The organism is Nocardia amamiensis, assembly GCF_015477605.1.
Classification (GTDB): Bacteria; Actinomycetota; Actinomycetes; order Mycobacteriales; family Mycobacteriaceae; genus Nocardia; species Nocardia amamiensis_A.
The window spans coordinates 149,456-165,685 of the sequence record NZ_JADLQX010000004.1 but is presented as its reverse complement, the minus strand read 5'-3'; the positions used below and the strand labels follow the sequence as shown (position 1 = coordinate 165,685).

Sequence of the window (16,230 nt, the reverse complement as noted above, 5' to 3'; positions counted from 1 at the left end):
GGTCGTCTCACTAGAATGAATCGACCTGTTCGTCCGCTCCGGGAGCCAGCCGTGACCATTCAGCCCGTTCGCCTGTTCGGTGATCCCATCCTGCGTGCCCGCGCCGCGGAGGTCACCGCCTTCGACCGCGATCTGCGCCAGCTGGTGACCGATCTGACCGAGACCATGCACGACGACGGCGGCGTCGGGATGGCCGCGCCCCAGATCGGGGTCGGGCTGCGCGTGTTCGTCTACGACACCGGCGAAGCCGCGGGTCATCTGGTGAACCCGCAGTGGGAAGTCCTCGGCGACGAAGAACAAGTCGGGCCGGAGGGGTGCCTGTCGATTCCCGGTCTGCGCTACGACACGCGGCGGGCTCTGCGCGTACGCGCCTCCGGCGTCGACGTCGACGGCGCGCCGGTCGCGTTCGAGGCCGACGGCCTGTTGGCACGATGCGTGCAGCACGAAACCGACCATCTCGACGGCGTGCTGTTCATCGATCGTCTCGACCCGGCCCAGCGCAAGGAGGCAATGCGAGTGATCCGCGAGTCCGATTGGTTCGCCGCGGGTGTGACGGTGCGTCCCGCCCGGTCTATGAGCGGTGCGGGCCGGCCCAACCCGTTCGGGCTGGGTGGCTGATGCGCGTCGTCTTCGCGGGGACCCCGGAACCGGCGGTGCCGTCGCTGCGGCGCTTGCTGGAATCGCCGCACCATGAGGTGATCGCCGTGCTGACCAGGCCGGACGCGGTGTCCGGACGCGGAAGGAAGGTGACCAGGTCGCCGGTCGGCAGATTGGCCGACGAGCACGGCATCCCGGTGCTCACCCCAGTGCGGCCGTCGGAACCTGAATTCATCGCGCAACTCACCGAACTCGCGCCGGACTGCTGCCCCGTCGTGGCGTACGGCGCGCTGCTGCCACAACAGGTGCTCGACATTCCGCGCTTCGGCTGGATCAACCTGCATTTCTCGCTGCTGCCCGCGTGGCGCGGTGCGGCGCCGGTGCAGGCGGCGATCGACGCGGGTGACGAGTTCACCGGCGCGTCGACCTTTCAGATCGAGGCCGGACTGGACACCGGGCCGGTGTTCGGCATGGTGACCGAGAAGATCTCCGTCACCGACACCGCGGGCACGCTGCTGGAGCGGCTGGCCGAAAGTGGGTCCCGGCTGCTGGAAGCGACGCTGGACGGCGTGGCGGACGGCTCGTTGCAGGCGGTCGCGCAGTCCACCGACGGCGTGTCGTACGCGCCCAAAGTCGGAGTCGAGGCCGGGCATATCCGGTGGGATCAGCCCGCCCTCGCCATCGGTAGGCGTATTCGCGCGGTGACTCCCGCGCCGGGGGCGTGGACCGAGGTCAACGGCACCCGGCTGAAGCTCGGCCCGGTCGAACTGGTCGAGGAGGTGCTGCCGGAGCGGGTGATCGAAGTCCGCAAGTCCGGTGTCTTCATCGGTACCGCCACCACCGCGGTGCGGCTCGATCAGGTTCAACCGCAAGGCAAGCGGATGATGGCCGCGCTCGACTGGGCGCGGGGTGCCCGGCTGCAACCCGGCGCGGTGGTCGAGTGAGCTCGCGCGGAGGCGGGCACGACAACGGGCGTGGCGACCGCCGGGAAAAGCGGGATGCCGCACCTGATCGCGGGAAACATTCCCGCCGCACGACTCGGTCCGGTGAGACCGACCGGCCACGGGGACAAGACGCGGGGCCGAGTGGTGCACGGCAGCGGCGCTCCGCCGAGAGTGGCCGGCCGACGGAAGGCGCGAAGCAGGACCGGAACGGCACCGGGCGTCCCCGGGCCGACGCCCGGCGCGACGGTAGCGGCGGCGAGGCAGGCGGGCGCAAGCGCGACGAACGGCGCGCCTCCGCGGGGCAGCGCTCGGCTGAGGGAAGAACCGATCGCGCCGCCGAACGGCGTCCCGCGCGTACCGCTGCGAAAAATGCACGCCAAGGCTCCCCGGGGCGATCGACCCGTCGGGAAGGGATCGATCCGCCGCGTTCGGTCGCGAGGGATGTCTTGCGAGCGGTTCGCGAACGCGACGCCTACGCCAACCTGGTGCTGCCGGCGCTGCTGCGGGAACGAGGGTTGTCCGGACGCGACGCGGCGTTGGCGACCGAACTCGCCTACGGTGCGTGCCGGACGCTGGGTCTGCTCGACGCGGTGATCGCCGAGGGTGCGGGCAGGCCGATCGAAGAAATCGACGGCCCACTGCTGGACGTGCTCCGGCTCGGCGTCTACCAGCTGTTGCGCACCAGGATCGGTGCGCATGCGGCGGTGGACACCTCGGTGGCCTTGGCGCGCGCGGAGTTCGGCACCGGCAAGGCCGGTTTCGTCAATGCCGTGCTGCGGCGGGCCGGGGAGAAGACCACGGAGCAGTGGGTCGAAGCTCTAGCACCCGCCGATCCCGTTGGGCGATTGGCTTTCGAGTACGCGCACCCGGTGTGGATCGCGCAGGCTTTCGCCGATGCGCTCGGCGCGCGAGCGGGCGAGCTGGGCGACGTGCTCGCCGCCGACGACGCACGACCGCTGGTGCACCTGGTGGCCAGGCCCGGCGACATCACCGCGGAGGAACTCGCGCTGGTGACCGGCGGCGAGGAGGGCCGATGGTCGCCGTACGCGGTGTACCTGGACGGCGGCGACCCCGGCAAGCTCGAACCGGTGCGCGAAGGCATGGCCGCCGTGCAGGACGAAGGCAGCCAGCTGGTGGCGCTCGCGCTGACCCGGGCCGCGCTCGACGGTCCGGACGACGGTCGCTGGCTCGACCTGTGCGCGGGGCCGGGTGGCAAGGCCGCGCTGCTGGGCGCGCTCGCCGCGATCGACGGCTTCCGGGTGGACGCGGTCGAGCCCGCCGCGCATCGCGCCGAACTGGTGCGCAAGGCCGTGCACGACCTTCCGGTGGATGTGCATGTCGCCGACGGCCGCGCCAGCGGATTGAACCCTGGCTACGATCGCATCCTGGTGGACGCCCCGTGCACCGGCCTCGGGGCGCTGCGCCGCAGGCCCGAGGCGCGCTGGCGGCGCACCCCGGCAGACGTTCGCGAGCTGGTCGTCTTACAGCGCGAATTGCTCACCGCCGCATGGGATCTGCTGCGTCCCGGTGGTGTCGTGCTGTACTCGACCTGTTCACCGCATCTGCCGGAGACCGTGTCGATCGTCGCCGACGCCGTGCGCCGTCTCGGCGCCGAACAACTGGACGCCCGCGAGCTGCTGCCCGGCGTCACCGACGTCGGGGACGGACCGGGAGCGCAACTGTGGCCGCACCGGCACGGCACCGACGCCATGTTCCTGGCCGCACTGCGCAAACCACGCTGACATTCCATTCGTCCAAGCCGGGGCCGCGTCCGTGCCGCACACTCGGATCATGACGATGACCTGGCAGGACGTGGTGGCGCTCGCGACCGAACTTCCGGCGGTCGAGGAATCGACCTGGTGGCGCAGTCCGGCGTTGAAGGTCGGCGGCAAGGGGTTCGCCCGGCTGCGCAGCGAGGCCGAGGGCGGGCTCGTGCTGGCCTGCGATCCGGCCGAGAAGGAGGCGTTGCTCGCCTCCGGCGATCCGGCCTTCTACACCACACCGCACTACGACGGCTACGCGTACATCCTGATCGATCTGGATCGCGTCGCGCCCGATCAGCTGCGCGAGTTGCTCGACGACGCCTGGTGGCTCACCGCTCCGGCGAAGGTGCGCAGACTGCGCGACCGCGAAGCCAGGTGAGCGCGGTCATTCCCGGCTGGACTGCTCGCGCAGGCGGGCAAGGGTTTTCGCGAGGATGCGCGACACGTGCATCTGGGAGATGCCCATCTGCTGGGCGATCTGGGTCTGGGTCATCGATTCGAAGAACCGCATGGTGAGGATGCGCCGCTCCCGCTCGGGCAGCCCGGCCAGCAGCGGCCGGATCGCGACGTACTCCTCGACCCGGTCGAACTGGGACTCTTCCTCACCGAGGGTGTCCAGCAGGGAGGCGTCGGTGTCGCGGCCGAGCGTGGCCGCGTCGATCGAACTCGGCTGGTAGGCGTTGCCCGCGATGACCGCCTGGGTCACCTCGTCCGGGTCCACGTCGAGCTCGGCCGCGATCTCCTTCGCGGTGGGGGAGCGGCCGAGCGTCTGGGAGAGGGAGTCGATCGCCGCGCCGATGCGTAGGTGAGTCTCCTTGACGCGCCGGGGGACTCGCATCGCCCAGGTGTTGTCCCGGAAGTATCGGCGGACTTCGCCCATGATGGTCGGCACCGCGAAAGACAGGAAGTTCGAACCGCGCTCGACGTCGAAGCGGTCCACCGCGTGCACCAAGCCGACGCGGGCCACCTGGGTCAGGTCGTCGAACGGCTCACCACGGCCGCTGAACTTGCGCGCGATGTGATCGGCGAGCGGGATGCAGCGGCTGATCAGCTCCGCGCGCAGCGCGGTGTGCCGCGCGGTTCCGGGTTCGCTGGCCGAAAGCTGCTCGAAGAGCCGGCCGACATCGTCGTATCCCAGGACCGCGTCCGCTGCTTCGACGGTTTCATTGTCCTCGGCGGCGTCTTGCGTGGTCAGCGTGTCGGCGTCGTCGTCGGGGCGGGAGTCGAACACGGTTTCTTCGTCCGCCACTACGCCTTCCCCCGGACCCGACGGAACTCCACCGTTGTCGGATATCCGGAAACCGTCGCGTCGAATGGATCCTGCGTCGCCTCTACCGCGTCGGTGAGCGTGCGCAGGACGTGCCAGCCGAAGCTGCGCTGGTCCGGTAGCCCCGGCTTCTCCGCGATGCCGTCGACCCGGACGAGCAGTTCGGTGTCCCCGACGGTGAACCGGCAGTTCAGGCTCGTTTCCGCGGCGGCGACCGCGATCAGGGTCGAGCAGACCTCGTCGACGGCCAGTCGCACGTCGGCCACCTCGTCCAGCGTGAAATCGCTGAGTAGGACGAGGGTTTCGGCGAGCCCACGCACGATGGGCAGCTGTGTCACCGACGCGGCCACCCGAATCTCCACCGGGGTGCTGTAGAGCCCCTGTTCCGCCGAAAAATTGATCACCCTATGCAGGCTACCCACTCCCGCGCTGGGCAACCCTCGCGGCCATTAGACTGCGGCGTTGTGTCCAACCCGAGTTACCCGCGGCCGGTCGCGCCGATGATCGCCCCCTCCATCCTCTCCGCCGACTTCGCGCACCTCGCGGACGAGGCGCAGGCCGTCGCCGGCGCCGACTGGCTGCACGTCGACGTGATGGACGCGCACTTCGTGCCGAACCTCACACTCGGCCTGCCCGTGGTCGAGAGCCTGTTGAAGGCCACTGACATCCCGCTGGACTGCCACCTGATGATCGAGGACCCAGGCCGTTGGGCGCCGCCGTATGCCGAGGCGGGCGCGCACAACGTGACCTTCCACGCGGAGGCGACCGACGATCCGATCGCGGTCGCGCGCGACATCCGCGCCGCGGGCGCGAAGGCGGGCCTCTCCGTGAAGCCCAACACACCGATCGAGCCGTATCTGGAGATTCTCCGTGAGTTCGACACGCTGCTGGTGATGAGCGTGGAGCCGGGTTTCGGCGGGCAGTCCTTCATGCCGGAGGTGCTGCAGAAGGCGCGCATCGTGCGCAACCTGGTCGATTCCGGGGAGCTACGGCTGCTGGTCGAGATCGATGGCGGCATCAACGCCGACACCATCGAGGCGGCCGCAGAGGCGGGCGTCGACTGCTTCGTCGCCGGATCCGCGGTCTACAACACCGCCGATCCCGCGGCCACCGTGCAGGCCTTGCGTCGGCGGGCCGCCGCGGTGCAGGCGCGCTGAAAAGCCCTACCTGGCACGGATTTTCCGCGCGGCGACCGCACGAAGCGCCGCGATGACCGCCTCCGGTGGCGGCCGGTGCGCCGCCGTCTCGGGTGGTCGGATCCAGATGCGGTAGCCGGTGCGCTCGTCGTCCGGCGAGGGCAGCACCACCTGACTGCCCGCACCGGCCACCGTCGCGTACAGCCGGAACAATTCGGCCGAGACCGCGGTGCTGAGCCCGCCGGGCTGGCCAGGCCCGGTCAGGAAGGTCCAGCGCCGGGCGCGTGGATGGTCGACGACCGGCCCGGCGATTCCGTCCTGGCCGAGTCGGCGCAACACCTGTTCGCCGAGTTCGGCGGGCATGCTGACGGCCCCGTAGTCGATGCCGATGTGCAGCAGAATGCGGCCCGAGCCGGGATCCACCGATGCGGGCAGCTGGAATTCGCGGCGATATCGCGCGCAGCGCACTTCCGGCGTCGAATCGAGAAATGTGGTCACATCGCGCCCCCAACCGTGTCGAACTCGATTTGTCGCACTGTATTTTCCGGCTTCCTCGAGTAGTGCGGGTCATGTGTCCGGGCGTAGGACATGCGCCCTGGTCGATCAGTCGGTCCGAGTGTGCAACGCCAAAAGTTGAACGGGAGAAGTCAGCCGGATAACAATATCTCTCCAGGTCCGTTCGCGCGCAAATTCTCGTTTATAACCGTGTCGCGATGGGGTATCGATCAGGAATCGCGCTCAGGACGCCGCATGAATGGCGTCGAGCGGTATCCAGAATTCGGTCGAATAGTTATCGCACGCCGGTGCGCCCGACAATTTCCCAGATGTCTGGACATATTTTGTTCCACTTTCCTGGTGTGGGCTTGTTCCCGGGCGCCATCGGCCTGGCCGCGGTCTGCTTCGGGTCTGATCGCCTGCGGTCGGTTTCACCCCGGTGCGCTGTCTCCTACGACCCCGCCGTCGTCAGGCGTATCTTCACTTCACTCCGCCCATGCGCGGCCTGAGGACGGACTACGTCCGAGAGCGCCCATTAGGCTGAGGATGCGCGGGAATAGCGTCCGGTGCCCGCGCTGTTGGCGCAACTGGACGACAACGACGCGATAGGGAGTCAGGGCACATGTTCACAGGCATCGTCGAGGAACTCGGCGAGATCGTCGCCAGCGAGCAGCTGGCCGACGCCGCGCGGCTGACGATCAAGGGCAAGCTGGTGACCTCCGATGCCGGACATGGTGATTCGATCGCCGTGAACGGCGTGTGCCTGACCGTGGTGGACGTCGTCGGCGGTGACTCGTTCACCGTCGATGTCATGGCGGAGACGCTCAACCGCTCCAGCATCGGCACGCTGGACGTCGGCTCGAAGGTGAATCTGGAGCGCGCCGCGGCGCTGAACAGCAGGCTCGGCGGCCACTTGGTGCAGGGCCACGTCGACGGCACCGGCACCGTGCTCTCGCGAACCCCGTCGGAGAACTGGGACGTGGTGCGGATCTCGCTGCCCGAGAACCTCGCCCGCTACGTCGTGGAGAAAGGTTCGATCACCGTGGACGGAATCTCGCTCACCGTCTCCGGACTCGGAGTCTCCGGCGAACCCACCGAGACCGGCGCCCGGGACTGGTTCGAGGTCTCCCTGATCCCCACCACGCTCGCGATGACCAATCTCGGCTCGGCCACCGTCGGCGCGACCGTGAACCTGGAAGTCGACGTGATCGCCAAGTACGTCGAACGCCTCCAACAGCGCGGCTAGCCGTGTCCCACCCGCTCGTCCCGGTCCGCAGGGAAGGCGCGGGACCGTGAGCGCTGTCCGTGGCCGGGTGCACGTCCCGCGCCTGCCGTTGGACGCGACCACATCAGCCCGGCTCATGTTTTCGAGCGAAAGCGAGACCGAGCATTGTCTGTTCGCGGCCCGAGCCATCAGGGTGCCGCGAACACGCCCCGGCGAAGCCGCGGCCAGAAACACAGTCGCGAACACGCCGCGGCGCAGGCGCGGCAAAACAAGCACAGTACTGTGGTGAGGCACCTATTTCGAGATGGAGCACAGCAGACGTGACCAGGTTCGACAGCATCGAGCGCGCAGTCGCCGATATCGCCGCCGGTAAGGCGGTCGTCGTCGTCGACGACGAGGACCGCGAGAACGAGGGCGACCTCATCTTCGCCGCGGAGAAGGCCACCCCGGAGCTGGTCGCCTTCATGATCCGCTACACCTCCGGTTACATCTGCGTGCCGCTCACGGGTGACGATTGCGACCGGCTCGGCCTGCCGCCGATGTACGCGATGAACCAGGACAAGCATGGCACCGCCTACACCGTCTCGGTGGACGCGCGCGAGGGCATCACCACCGGCATCTCCGGCGCCGACCGCGCCACCACCATGCGGCTGCTGGCCGACGCCGACGCGAAGGCCGACGACTTCACCCGCCCCGGGCACGTGGTGCCGTTGCGTGCCAAGGACGGTGGGGTGCTGCGCCGTCCCGGGCACACCGAGGCGGCCGTCGACCTGGCGCGCATGGCCGGTCTGCGGCCCGCGGGCGTGATCTGCGAGATCGTCAGCCAAAAGGACGAGGGCCACATGGCTCGCACCGAGGAGCTGCGCGTCTTCGCCGACGAGCACGAGCTCGCGCTGATCTCCATCGCGGACATGATCGCCTGGCGGCGTAAGCACGAGAAGCATGTGGTGCGGGTCGCGGAGGCGCGCATCCCCACCGCGCACGGCGAGTTCAAGGCCGTCGGCTATCAGAGCATCTACGACGAGGTGGAGCATGTCGCGCTGGTGCGCGGCGACATCAGCGACGGCGAGGACATTCTGGTCCGCGTGCACTCGGAGTGCCTGACCGGCGATGTGTTCGGGTCGCTGCGCTGCGACTGCGGCCCGCAGCTGGACGCCGCGCTGGAAATGGTCGCGGCCGAGGGCCGCGGTGTGGTGCTGTACATGCGCGGCCACGAAGGGCGCGGCATCGGCCTGATGCACAAACTGCAGGCTTACCAGCTACAGGATTCCGGACACGACACGGTCGACGCGAATCTGGAGCTGGGGCTGCCCGCGGATGCCCGCGATTACGGCACCGGCGCGCAGATCCTGGTGGATCTCGGCATCCGCTCGATGCGGTTGCTCACCAACAACCCGGCCAAGCGGGTCGGCTTGGACGGCTACGGTCTGCGGATCACCGAGCGGGTGCCCATGCCGCTGCGCGCCAACGCGGAAAACCTGCACTACCTGCGCACGAAGCGGGACCGGATGGGGCACGACCTGATCGGGCTGGACGAGCTCGATCTCGGCGAGACGGCGCACTGACCTGCGAACAGACCGGAAAGGCGGACATTGATGAGCGGTACCGGGGTACCGACTTTCGCGCTGGAGGATGCCAAGGACCTCACCTTGGGCATCGTCGCGTCGCGCTGGCACACCCAGATCTGCGACACCCTGGTGGCGAACGCCGAGCGGGTGGCCAAGGACGCCGGCGTCCAGCAGATCACGGTGGTGCGCTGCGCGGGCGCCATGGAGCTGCCGGTGGTCGCCCAAGAGCTGGCCAAGTCGCACGACGCGGTGGTCGCGCTCGGCGTGGTGATCCGCGGTGACACACCGCATTTCGAGTACGTCTGCGATGCGGTGACCGCCGGGCTCACCAGGGTCTCGCTGGACGAGGGCACGCCCGTCGCGAACGGGGTGCTGACCACGAACAACGAGCGGCAGGCGCTGGATCGCGCGGGGCTGCCGGAGTCGCACGAGAACAAGGGCGAGCAGGCGGCGGCCGCGGCGCTGGACGCCGCGCTGACGCTGCGCGCCCTACGGCAGTCCGCGTAGCGATGCCGGTCGTCCGTATCTTCCGGAGGAACGCGCCCCAGGCCGCGGCGCCCGGCGAGGCGCCCGCGTGGGATTTCGAGGTGCGCCCGCGGCGCGCGGTGCGGACGGCCTGGATCGTCGCGGTGCTGATCGCTGCCGCGTTCACCGCGGGCGGTATCTGGCTGCGCAGCGGGTCGACCGGCGTCAACTTCCGTGTGGCCGACCAGATCGCGATGATCGGGATCGGGCTGCTCGGCGCCGCGGCGGTGCTGTTGCTGACCAGGCCAAGGGTCCGGGTGGGTCCGCGCGGTGTGTCCGTGCGGAATGTTCTGGGCGACAACGATTTCCCGTGGGAGTACATCCGAGGCGTGTCGTTCCCGGATCGGAAGTCCTGGGCGCGCCTGGAATTGGTCGGCGACGACTACGTCCCGATGCTGGCGATCCGCTCCAACGACAAGGAGCACGCCGCGCGGGCGATGGCACGGCTGCGCGAACTCGGCGCGAAGTATTCCGAGAGCAAGTGATCGGTCAAGGCGCGTCGACCGAGGCGTGCGAACCCGGGTTCGTCCGTCTCGCGTAGGTCTCGGCGCTGGTCTAGCCTCGCCGGTATGGAGCCGGGTGCGTTCGTCCTCGCGGCGGCTTTCGCCGACGATCCCCTGATGATCTACTTCTGGCCGCGTTCCCGCCGACGGCAGAAGGCCTTGCCGCTGTTCTGGGAGTCGCGCATCGCGTCGCGCCGGAAGAACGGTCTGGTCGACCTCGCACACGACGCGGAAGGAAACCTCGCCTGCGTGGCGCTATGGGAACCGGCGGGTGTCGTGTCGCCGATGGCCAAGCCACTGACCTTGCTGCGTGCCATGGGGCGGAGCACAGCCCGTGCGGTGGCCGCCGCGCGGCGGATGGACCAAGCGCGACCCGCGACGCCGCACCTGTATCTGGCCGCCATCGGCACGCTGCCCGGCGCGCAGGGACTAGGGCTGGCCACGTCGCTGCTGGAGCGGAGGCTGTCGGCTGCCGAGCAGCCGTGCTTCCTGATCTCGAACAGCCACGGCACCGTGCCGTTTTATCAGCGCTTCGGGTTCCAACCCCAGGATGAGCTGGCGATCGGCCACGGTCCCGTCGTGTACCCGATGCTGCGGACGAACTGAGTCTCGGAGGCACCTGGCGTGTTCGAAAGGGCTGGCCGCATCGGCAGGCCGCTATCGACGGATGCTCGCGGCGGATGACGCGACCGTACCGATCACGGAGCGAGAGTACGGCCGAGATCCAGCGCTGTCAGCTCACTGGGAGTGGGTGTCGCCGAGGACCGCGCCCTCGCGGCGGGGATCGGCGCCGCCGATCCACCCGTCCGAGCCATTGCGTTTCAATGCGCTCAGGCCGCTGGTTTGCGGCGCGACCGACACCTGGTGACCGAGTTGCCGGAGCCGGAGCACGAGCGGATCGTGGTCGCCGTTGTCGGCGGCGTTGATCGCCGGATGCTCGCCGCCGACTCCGGTGGACGGGCTGTTGCCGGCGCCGAAGGCCACCGCGGAGACCGCTTGCTGCGGGTCGAGGCCCCAATCGAACATGTTGACGAGCGTCTTCACCACGTACTGGATGATCACCGAACCGCCGGGTGAACCGGCGACATGGGTGAGCTCGCCGCGTGCGCCGTCGGGGCCCTTGTCGAACACCAGCGTGGGACTCATCGAGCTGCGCGGGCGCTTGCCCGGCTGGACGCGGTTGGCCACCGGCACGCCGTCGGCGCCGAGCGGGTCGGCGTTGAAGTCGGTGAGCTGGTTGTTCAGCACGAAGCCGTCCACCAGGTGGAACGAACCGAACGCGGACTCGACGGTGGTGGTCATGGCGGCCGCGTTGCCGTATTCGTCGACCACCGAGATGTGGCTGGTGCCGTGCTCCGGGGGCTGCGGGCCGACGCCGACCGGAACCGGGCCGAAGTCGCCGGGCTGCGCGGTGCCCATGCTGCGGTTCGGATCGATCAGCCCGGCGCGCTGCCGCAGATAATCCCTGTTCAGCAGGGTCTGTGCCGAATTGCCTGGCAGCGGGATGAAGTCCGTGTCGGCCACGTACTTGTTGCGGTCGGCGTAGGCGAGACGCTCGGCCTCCGCGATGAGGTGCACGGCTTCGGCGTTCGGCCGCCCGCCGTTGCGATCGATGTTCTCCGGCCGCATGGTGGCCAGGTCGAAGTTCTCCAGGATGCCCAAGGTGGCGGCGACGGCGATGCCGCCGGAGGAGGGACTGGGCATGCCGCAGATCTCGCGACCGCGGTAGCCGGTGCACAACGCCGTGCGCTTCTTCGCCTGGTAGCCGGCCAGGTCCTCGGTCGTGATCAGCCCCGGCGTGCGCCCGCCGGACGACCGGCTCGTGGCCTCGGCGATGTCGCGGGCGATGGCGCCGGTGTAGAAGGCCTGCGCGCCCTCGGAAGCGACGGCGCCGAGTGTCTTCGCCATCGCCGGATTGGTCAGTACCGTCTCGGCGGCCTTCGGGCTGCCGTCCGGGTTGAGGAAGTAGGCCTTGGCGTCCTCGTCCACCGCGAGGTCCTTCGCCGACTCCGCGATCTGGCCTGCGAGGCGGGGACTGATCGGGAACCCCTGATCGGCCAGCTCGATGGCGGGGTCGAACAGCTCACGCCAGGCGGCCTTGCCGTGGTCGCGGTGCGCCAGCTCGAGCATGCGCAGCACGCCGGGCACCCCGATGGAGCGGCCGCTGGAGCGAGCGTTCGGCTTGGGCTCGGTGCGATCGGTGTCGTTGATCCACCGCAGATAGTTCTCGGTCGCGGCGGCCGGAGCCACTTCGCGGCCGTCGTAGGCGTCCACGGTCTTCGTGTTCGCGTCGTAGTAGAGCAGGAACGCGCCGCCGCCGATACCGGACGCCTGCGGTTCCACCAGCCCCAGCACCGTCTGCGCCGCGATCAGGGCGTCCGCCGCGGTTCCGCCGTCCCGCAGCACCTCGCAGGCGGCCTTGGTCGATACCGGGTTGGCCGTCGAGACCGCGAAGGTGTGCGTGCGCACCGGAGTCATGTTCGTGCGATAGCCGCTCGCTATCTCCGGGTTGGTGCTGATGTCCTTGGTGCTGGTCCCCGCAGGGCCGGTCGCGGACGCGGTGACCGGCGTGCCGTTCGGGACCGTCTCGCATACCCCGTGGGCGTGGTCTTCGCCGGATGAACAGGCCGTAGCCATCCCGACGGTGAGCATGAACGCCGCCGCGGCGGCGACCCAGGTTCCTCGCTTGCGCCCCATGCCGGGGACTCTATCGCCCCCCGCCGACCACGTGCGTGGCTTTCCTTCCCACGGACGAAATCGCTCTGGCCACAGCGTGTGTCGCGAACGGGCAGCCGAATCGAGCCGTGCGGCCCGCCGGCCGTCGGTAGGCTGGTCGAGTGACGATCGAGGCGGTGCTGTTCGACTTCTCCGGGACCTTGTTCCGGCTGGAGGACGACGAATCCTGGTACGCGGATCTGACCTGGCCCGACGGGCGTGCGATCGACGTGCACGAGAAGGCCGAGATCATGCGCAGGATGACGGCGCCGGTGGACCACATCGTGGAATTCGACGCCGAGACGAAGTACGCGTGGGACAACCGCGATCTCGATCCCGCGCTGCATCGCATCGCCATGATGGAGGTGCTGCGCAAGTCGGGCGTCCCCACCGACGAGGACGCCGAACGACTGTATGCCCGGCTGCTCGATCCGCTGGAGTGGACGCCTTATCCCGACAGCGAGGCCGTCTTGAATCTGCTCGCGGCACAGGATGTTCCGGTCGCGGTGGTGAGCAACATCCCGTTCGACATCCGCCCGTCGTTCACGGCACGCGGCTGGGACCGCCTGGTCGGTGCGTTCACGCTCTCCTACGAGGTCGGCGCCATGAAGCCGGACCCGGAGATATTCCATTCCGCCCTGGATGAGCTCGGCGTATCCGCCGACGCGGCGCTGATGATCGGCGACAGCGCCGAAGCCGACGGCGGCGCCGCCGCGCTCGGCAGCCGATTCGCCTTGGTGGAGGCCTTGCCCACCGCCGAACGCCCCGATGCGCTGCTGACCGCTCTGCGTCGGCACAGGCTGCTGGAGTAGCCGGCGTTCGTTACGCGCGCGCCTCGGTTCGCCGAAGCCGGAGTTTTCCAGGTCGCCACCGTGTTACCGTGCGAATCGGCGTGTTCGTCAGTGCGTCGGTTCGTTCGGTACCAACGGGGGTACGGGTGTGAGCATGGCGTTTTCGGATGAGGAGCCGTTCGTCGGCGTGGAAACGGCCATGCCAGAGGCGGTTCGGGACGTGCGGGAAGCCGTCGCGGGAATGGCGGGGTTCGGGCTGGCGTATCCGGTGCTGATGAACCTGACGCGCGGCGGGGACGCGGCGGCCATGGCGTCCGCTCAATTCTGCGTCGCCTGGGCGCTCGGCTTGCTCGTCTTCGGATTCGCCGAGGGCGCGCGCACGGTGCGCAGCCTGGCGCTGGCGCTGGCGATCCTGCAGGCCGTCGTCGGGTGCTGGGCGCTCCGCGACCTCGCGACCGTTCCGCCCCTGATCGGGTTGGTCGCCGCGGCCTATTCGCTCGGCACTTCGGCCGTCGTCGTGCACCGGCTGTGCCAACCCGACGGCAAGGCGTGGTTCGGCGTCCGCGAGCCCTGACGCCGCCGTGCCGGGCTGTCGGTCCCGGTCATTAGGCTGAATGCGTGGCAGATCCAACGACGTACCGGCCCGGGCCGGGCACGATTCCCGTCGAACCCGGTGTCTACAAATTCCGGGATGCCCATCGGCAGGTCATCTACGTCGGCAAGGCCAAGAGCCTGCGCAGCAGGCTGAACTCCTACTTCGCCGACGTGGCGAATCTGCACCCGCGCACCAGGCAGATGGTAACCACGGCGGCGAGCGTCGAGTGGACGGTCGTTTCGACCGAGGTCGAGGCGCTGCAGCTGGAATACAACTGGATCAAGGAGTTCGATCCGCGCTTCAACGTCCGCTACCGGGACGACAAGTCCTACCCGGTGCTCGCGGTCACGCTGAACGAGGAGTTCCCGCGGTTGTTCGTCTACCGCGGCGCGCGGCGCAAGGGCGTCCGGTACTTCGGTCCGTACGCGCACGCCTGGGCGATCCGCGAGACCCTCGACCTGCTGCTGCGGGTGTTTCCCGCGCGCACCTGCTCCAACGGAGTCTTCCAGCGGCACAGCCAGATCGGGCGCCCGTGCCTGCTCGGCTACATCGACAAGTGCTCGGCGCCGTGCATCGGACGGGTCAGCGCCGAGGAGCACCGCGGCATCGTCGAGGACTTCTGCGACTTCCTCGCGGGCCGCACCGACCGTTTGGTCCGCGAGCTGGAGCGGCGCATGCACGACGCCGCCGAAGACCTGGACTTCGAAGCCGCCGCCCGCTTCCGCGATGACGTGCAAGCGCTGCGCCGCGCGCTGGAGAAGCAGGCAGTGGTACTCGGCACCGGCACCGATGCCGATGTGATCGCCTTCGCCACCGACGAGCTGGAGGTGGCCGTGCAGGTCTTCCACGTGCGCGACGGCCGGGTGCGCGGCCAGCGCGGCTGGGTGGTCGACAAGTCGGGCGACGCAGTCGACGTCCCGGAGGCCGGCGGCGAACTCGCCGCGTTGGTCGAACAGTTCCTCACCCAGTTCTACGGCGAGCAGGTCGCCGTGGCCGAGCAGGGGGCCGACGAGCAGCCCGCCACCGTCGTACCGCGCGAGGTGCTGGTGCCGGAGTTGCCCGCCGACGTGGAGCAGGTCCAGCAGTGGCTGTCGGACCTGCGTGGTTCGGCGGTGAAGGTCCGGGTGCCGCAGCGCGGGGACAAGAAGGCGCTCGCCGAGACCGTGCAGCGCAACGCGACCGAGGCCCTGGCCCAGCACAAGCTCAAGCGAGCAGGCGACCTCACGTCGAGATCCCAGGCGCTGCAAGATATTCAGGACGCGCTGGCGCTCGACACCGCGCCGCTGCGCATCGAATGCGTGGACGTCAGTCACGTGCAGGGCACCGACGTGGTCGCGTCGCTGGTGGTCTTCGAAGACGGCCTGGCCCGCAAATCCGAGTATCGCCACTACACGATCAAGGAGGCGGCGGGCGAAGGCCGTTCCGACGACGTCGGCAGCATCGCGGAGGTGACCCGCCGCCGCTTCCTCAAGCTGCGCCGGGAACGGGACATGGTGGAGCGCGAAGAACTCGCCGCCACCGAAGACGACGGCGACGCGCTCGACCTCACCTCGCGGCCCGGGATCGATCCCAGGACCGGACGCCCGCGCAAGTTCGCCTACCCGCCCAACCTCTATGTGGTAGACGGCGGCGCGCCTCAGGTCGCGGCGGCCGCCGAGGTGCTCGACGAGCTCGGCATCACCGATGTCGCTGTGATCGGACTCGCCAAACGGCTCGAGGAGGTGTGGGTGCCGGGCGAGGCCGATCCGGTGATCCTGCCGCGCAACAGCGAGGCGCTGTATCTGCTGCAGCGGGTCCGCGACGAGGCGCATCGCTTCGCCATCGCCTTCCATCGCAGCAAACGCTCGCGCAGGATGATCACCTCGGCGCTGGACTCGGTGCCCGGCCTCGGCACGACGCGCCGGACCGCGCTGGTCACCCATTTCGGCTCGGTGGCCAAGCTGAAGCAGGCCACGGTCGAACAGATCACCGAGGTTCCCGGCATCGGGATGGCTACCGCGAAAGCGGTCCTTGCGGCGCTCCAGTCCGAATAGTCAGTCGACAGTGCACCGGAAGTTTCGGTTTCGCGTACGTTGTGTGTCTGCGCCCGATACCGAGACCGGTGCG

Annotated in this window: 17 protein-coding genes; 13 read left to right on the top strand and 4 right to left on the bottom strand. The window is 69.1% G+C overall.

The window, feature by feature from the left end; all coding sequences use genetic code 11:
• The first annotated feature begins 51 nt into the window (after positions 1-51).
• From def to IU459_RS07300, 4 genes are all read left to right on the top strand, one after another.
• Entirely contained in the window at positions 52-618 is a 567-nt protein-coding gene (def, locus tag IU459_RS07315; protein ID WP_195128706.1) for a peptide deformylase, read from the top strand.
• On the top strand, positions 618-1,541 hold the full coding sequence (gene fmt / locus IU459_RS07310; protein ID WP_195128705.1) for a methionyl-tRNA formyltransferase: 924 nt from the start codon (positions 618-620) through the stop codon (positions 1,539-1,541). Before def ends, fmt begins: the two co-directional genes overlap by 1 nt.
• A gap of 413 nt (positions 1,542-1,954) precedes the next feature.
• Complete coding sequence (locus IU459_RS07305; protein ID WP_195128866.1) at positions 1,955-3,283, top strand: transcription antitermination factor NusB; 1,329 nt, start codon at positions 1,955-1,957, stop codon at positions 3,281-3,283.
• A 49-nt stretch (positions 3,284-3,332) separates the two neighbouring features.
• A complete protein-coding gene (locus IU459_RS07300; protein ID WP_195128704.1) occupies positions 3,333-3,683 on the top strand; it encodes an MmcQ/YjbR family DNA-binding protein in 351 nt (116 codons plus the stop codon).
• A gap of 6 nt (positions 3,684-3,689) precedes the next feature.
• Here IU459_RS07300 and IU459_RS07295 read toward each other — a convergent pair whose 3' ends face one another.
• Positions 3,690-4,553 (bottom strand): RNA polymerase sigma factor SigF, encoded by an 864-nt coding sequence (locus tag IU459_RS07295; protein WP_440446468.1) that lies wholly within the window; start codon positions 4,551-4,553, stop codon positions 3,690-3,692.
• Positions 4,553-4,975 (bottom strand): anti-sigma factor, encoded by a 423-nt coding sequence (locus tag IU459_RS07290; RefSeq protein ID WP_195128703.1) that lies wholly within the window; start codon positions 4,973-4,975, stop codon positions 4,553-4,555. The genes IU459_RS07295 and IU459_RS07290 overlap by 1 nt, the downstream gene beginning before the upstream one ends.
• Before the next feature lie 96 nt (positions 4,976-5,071).
• Here IU459_RS07290 and rpe point away from each other — a divergent pair, with 96 nt between their 5' ends.
• On the top strand, positions 5,072-5,728 hold the full coding sequence (gene rpe, locus IU459_RS07285) for a ribulose-phosphate 3-epimerase (RefSeq protein WP_195128864.1): 657 nt from the start codon (positions 5,072-5,074) through the stop codon (positions 5,726-5,728).
• 6 nt (positions 5,729-5,734) lie between these two features.
• On the opposite strand, the gene IU459_RS07280 is transcribed toward rpe, so the two are convergent.
• Complete coding sequence (locus IU459_RS07280) at positions 5,735-6,205, bottom strand: hypothetical protein (RefSeq protein ID WP_195128702.1); 471 nt, start codon at positions 6,203-6,205, stop codon at positions 5,735-5,737.
• Positions 6,206-6,824: 619 nt separating this feature from the next.
• On the opposite strand from IU459_RS07280, the gene IU459_RS07275 reads away from it, so the two are divergent.
• From IU459_RS07275 to IU459_RS07255, 5 genes are all read left to right on the top strand, one after another.
• Positions 6,825-7,448, top strand: coding sequence for a riboflavin synthase (locus IU459_RS07275; RefSeq protein WP_195128701.1), 624 nt, complete (start codon positions 6,825-6,827; stop codon positions 7,446-7,448).
• Positions 7,449-7,747: 299 nt separating this feature from the next.
• Positions 7,748-8,992, top strand: coding sequence for a bifunctional 3,4-dihydroxy-2-butanone-4-phosphate synthase/GTP cyclohydrolase II (locus tag IU459_RS07270; RefSeq protein WP_195128700.1), 1,245 nt, complete (start codon positions 7,748-7,750; stop codon positions 8,990-8,992).
• Positions 8,993-9,022: 30 nt separating this feature from the next.
• Positions 9,023-9,502 (top strand): 6,7-dimethyl-8-ribityllumazine synthase, encoded by a 480-nt coding sequence (ribH, locus tag IU459_RS07265; RefSeq protein WP_195128699.1) that lies wholly within the window; start codon positions 9,023-9,025, stop codon positions 9,500-9,502.
• Between the two features lie 2 nt (positions 9,503-9,504).
• Entirely contained in the window at positions 9,505-10,005 is a 501-nt protein-coding gene (locus IU459_RS07260; protein ID WP_195128698.1) for a PH domain-containing protein, read from the top strand.
• A gap of 84 nt (positions 10,006-10,089) precedes the next feature.
• Complete coding sequence (locus tag IU459_RS07255; protein WP_195128697.1) at positions 10,090-10,629, top strand: GNAT family N-acetyltransferase; 540 nt, start codon at positions 10,090-10,092, stop codon at positions 10,627-10,629.
• Between the two features lie 132 nt (positions 10,630-10,761).
• On the opposite strand, the gene IU459_RS07250 is transcribed toward IU459_RS07255, so the two are convergent.
• The gene (locus IU459_RS07250) at positions 10,762-12,660 is read right to left on the bottom strand and encodes a gamma-glutamyltransferase family protein (protein WP_228837568.1); all 1,899 of its coding nucleotides are present in this window, start codon (positions 12,658-12,660) and stop codon (positions 10,762-10,764) included.
• Positions 12,661-12,860: 200 nt separating this feature from the next.
• On the opposite strand from IU459_RS07250, the gene IU459_RS07245 reads away from it, so the two are divergent.
• The 3 genes from IU459_RS07245 (at position 12,861) to uvrC (ending at position 16,157) form a co-directional block, all read left to right on the top strand.
• Entirely contained in the window at positions 12,861-13,550 is a 690-nt protein-coding gene (locus IU459_RS07245) for an HAD family hydrolase (protein ID WP_195128695.1), read from the top strand.
• A 133-nt stretch (positions 13,551-13,683) separates the two neighbouring features.
• On the top strand, positions 13,684-14,103 hold the full coding sequence (locus IU459_RS07240) for a hypothetical protein (RefSeq protein WP_195128694.1): 420 nt from the start codon (positions 13,684-13,686) through the stop codon (positions 14,101-14,103).
• 44 nt (positions 14,104-14,147) lie between these two features.
• Entirely contained in the window at positions 14,148-16,157 is a 2,010-nt protein-coding gene (gene uvrC / locus IU459_RS07235) for an excinuclease ABC subunit UvrC (RefSeq protein WP_195128693.1), read from the top strand.
• Positions 16,158-16,230 lie beyond the last annotated feature (73 nt).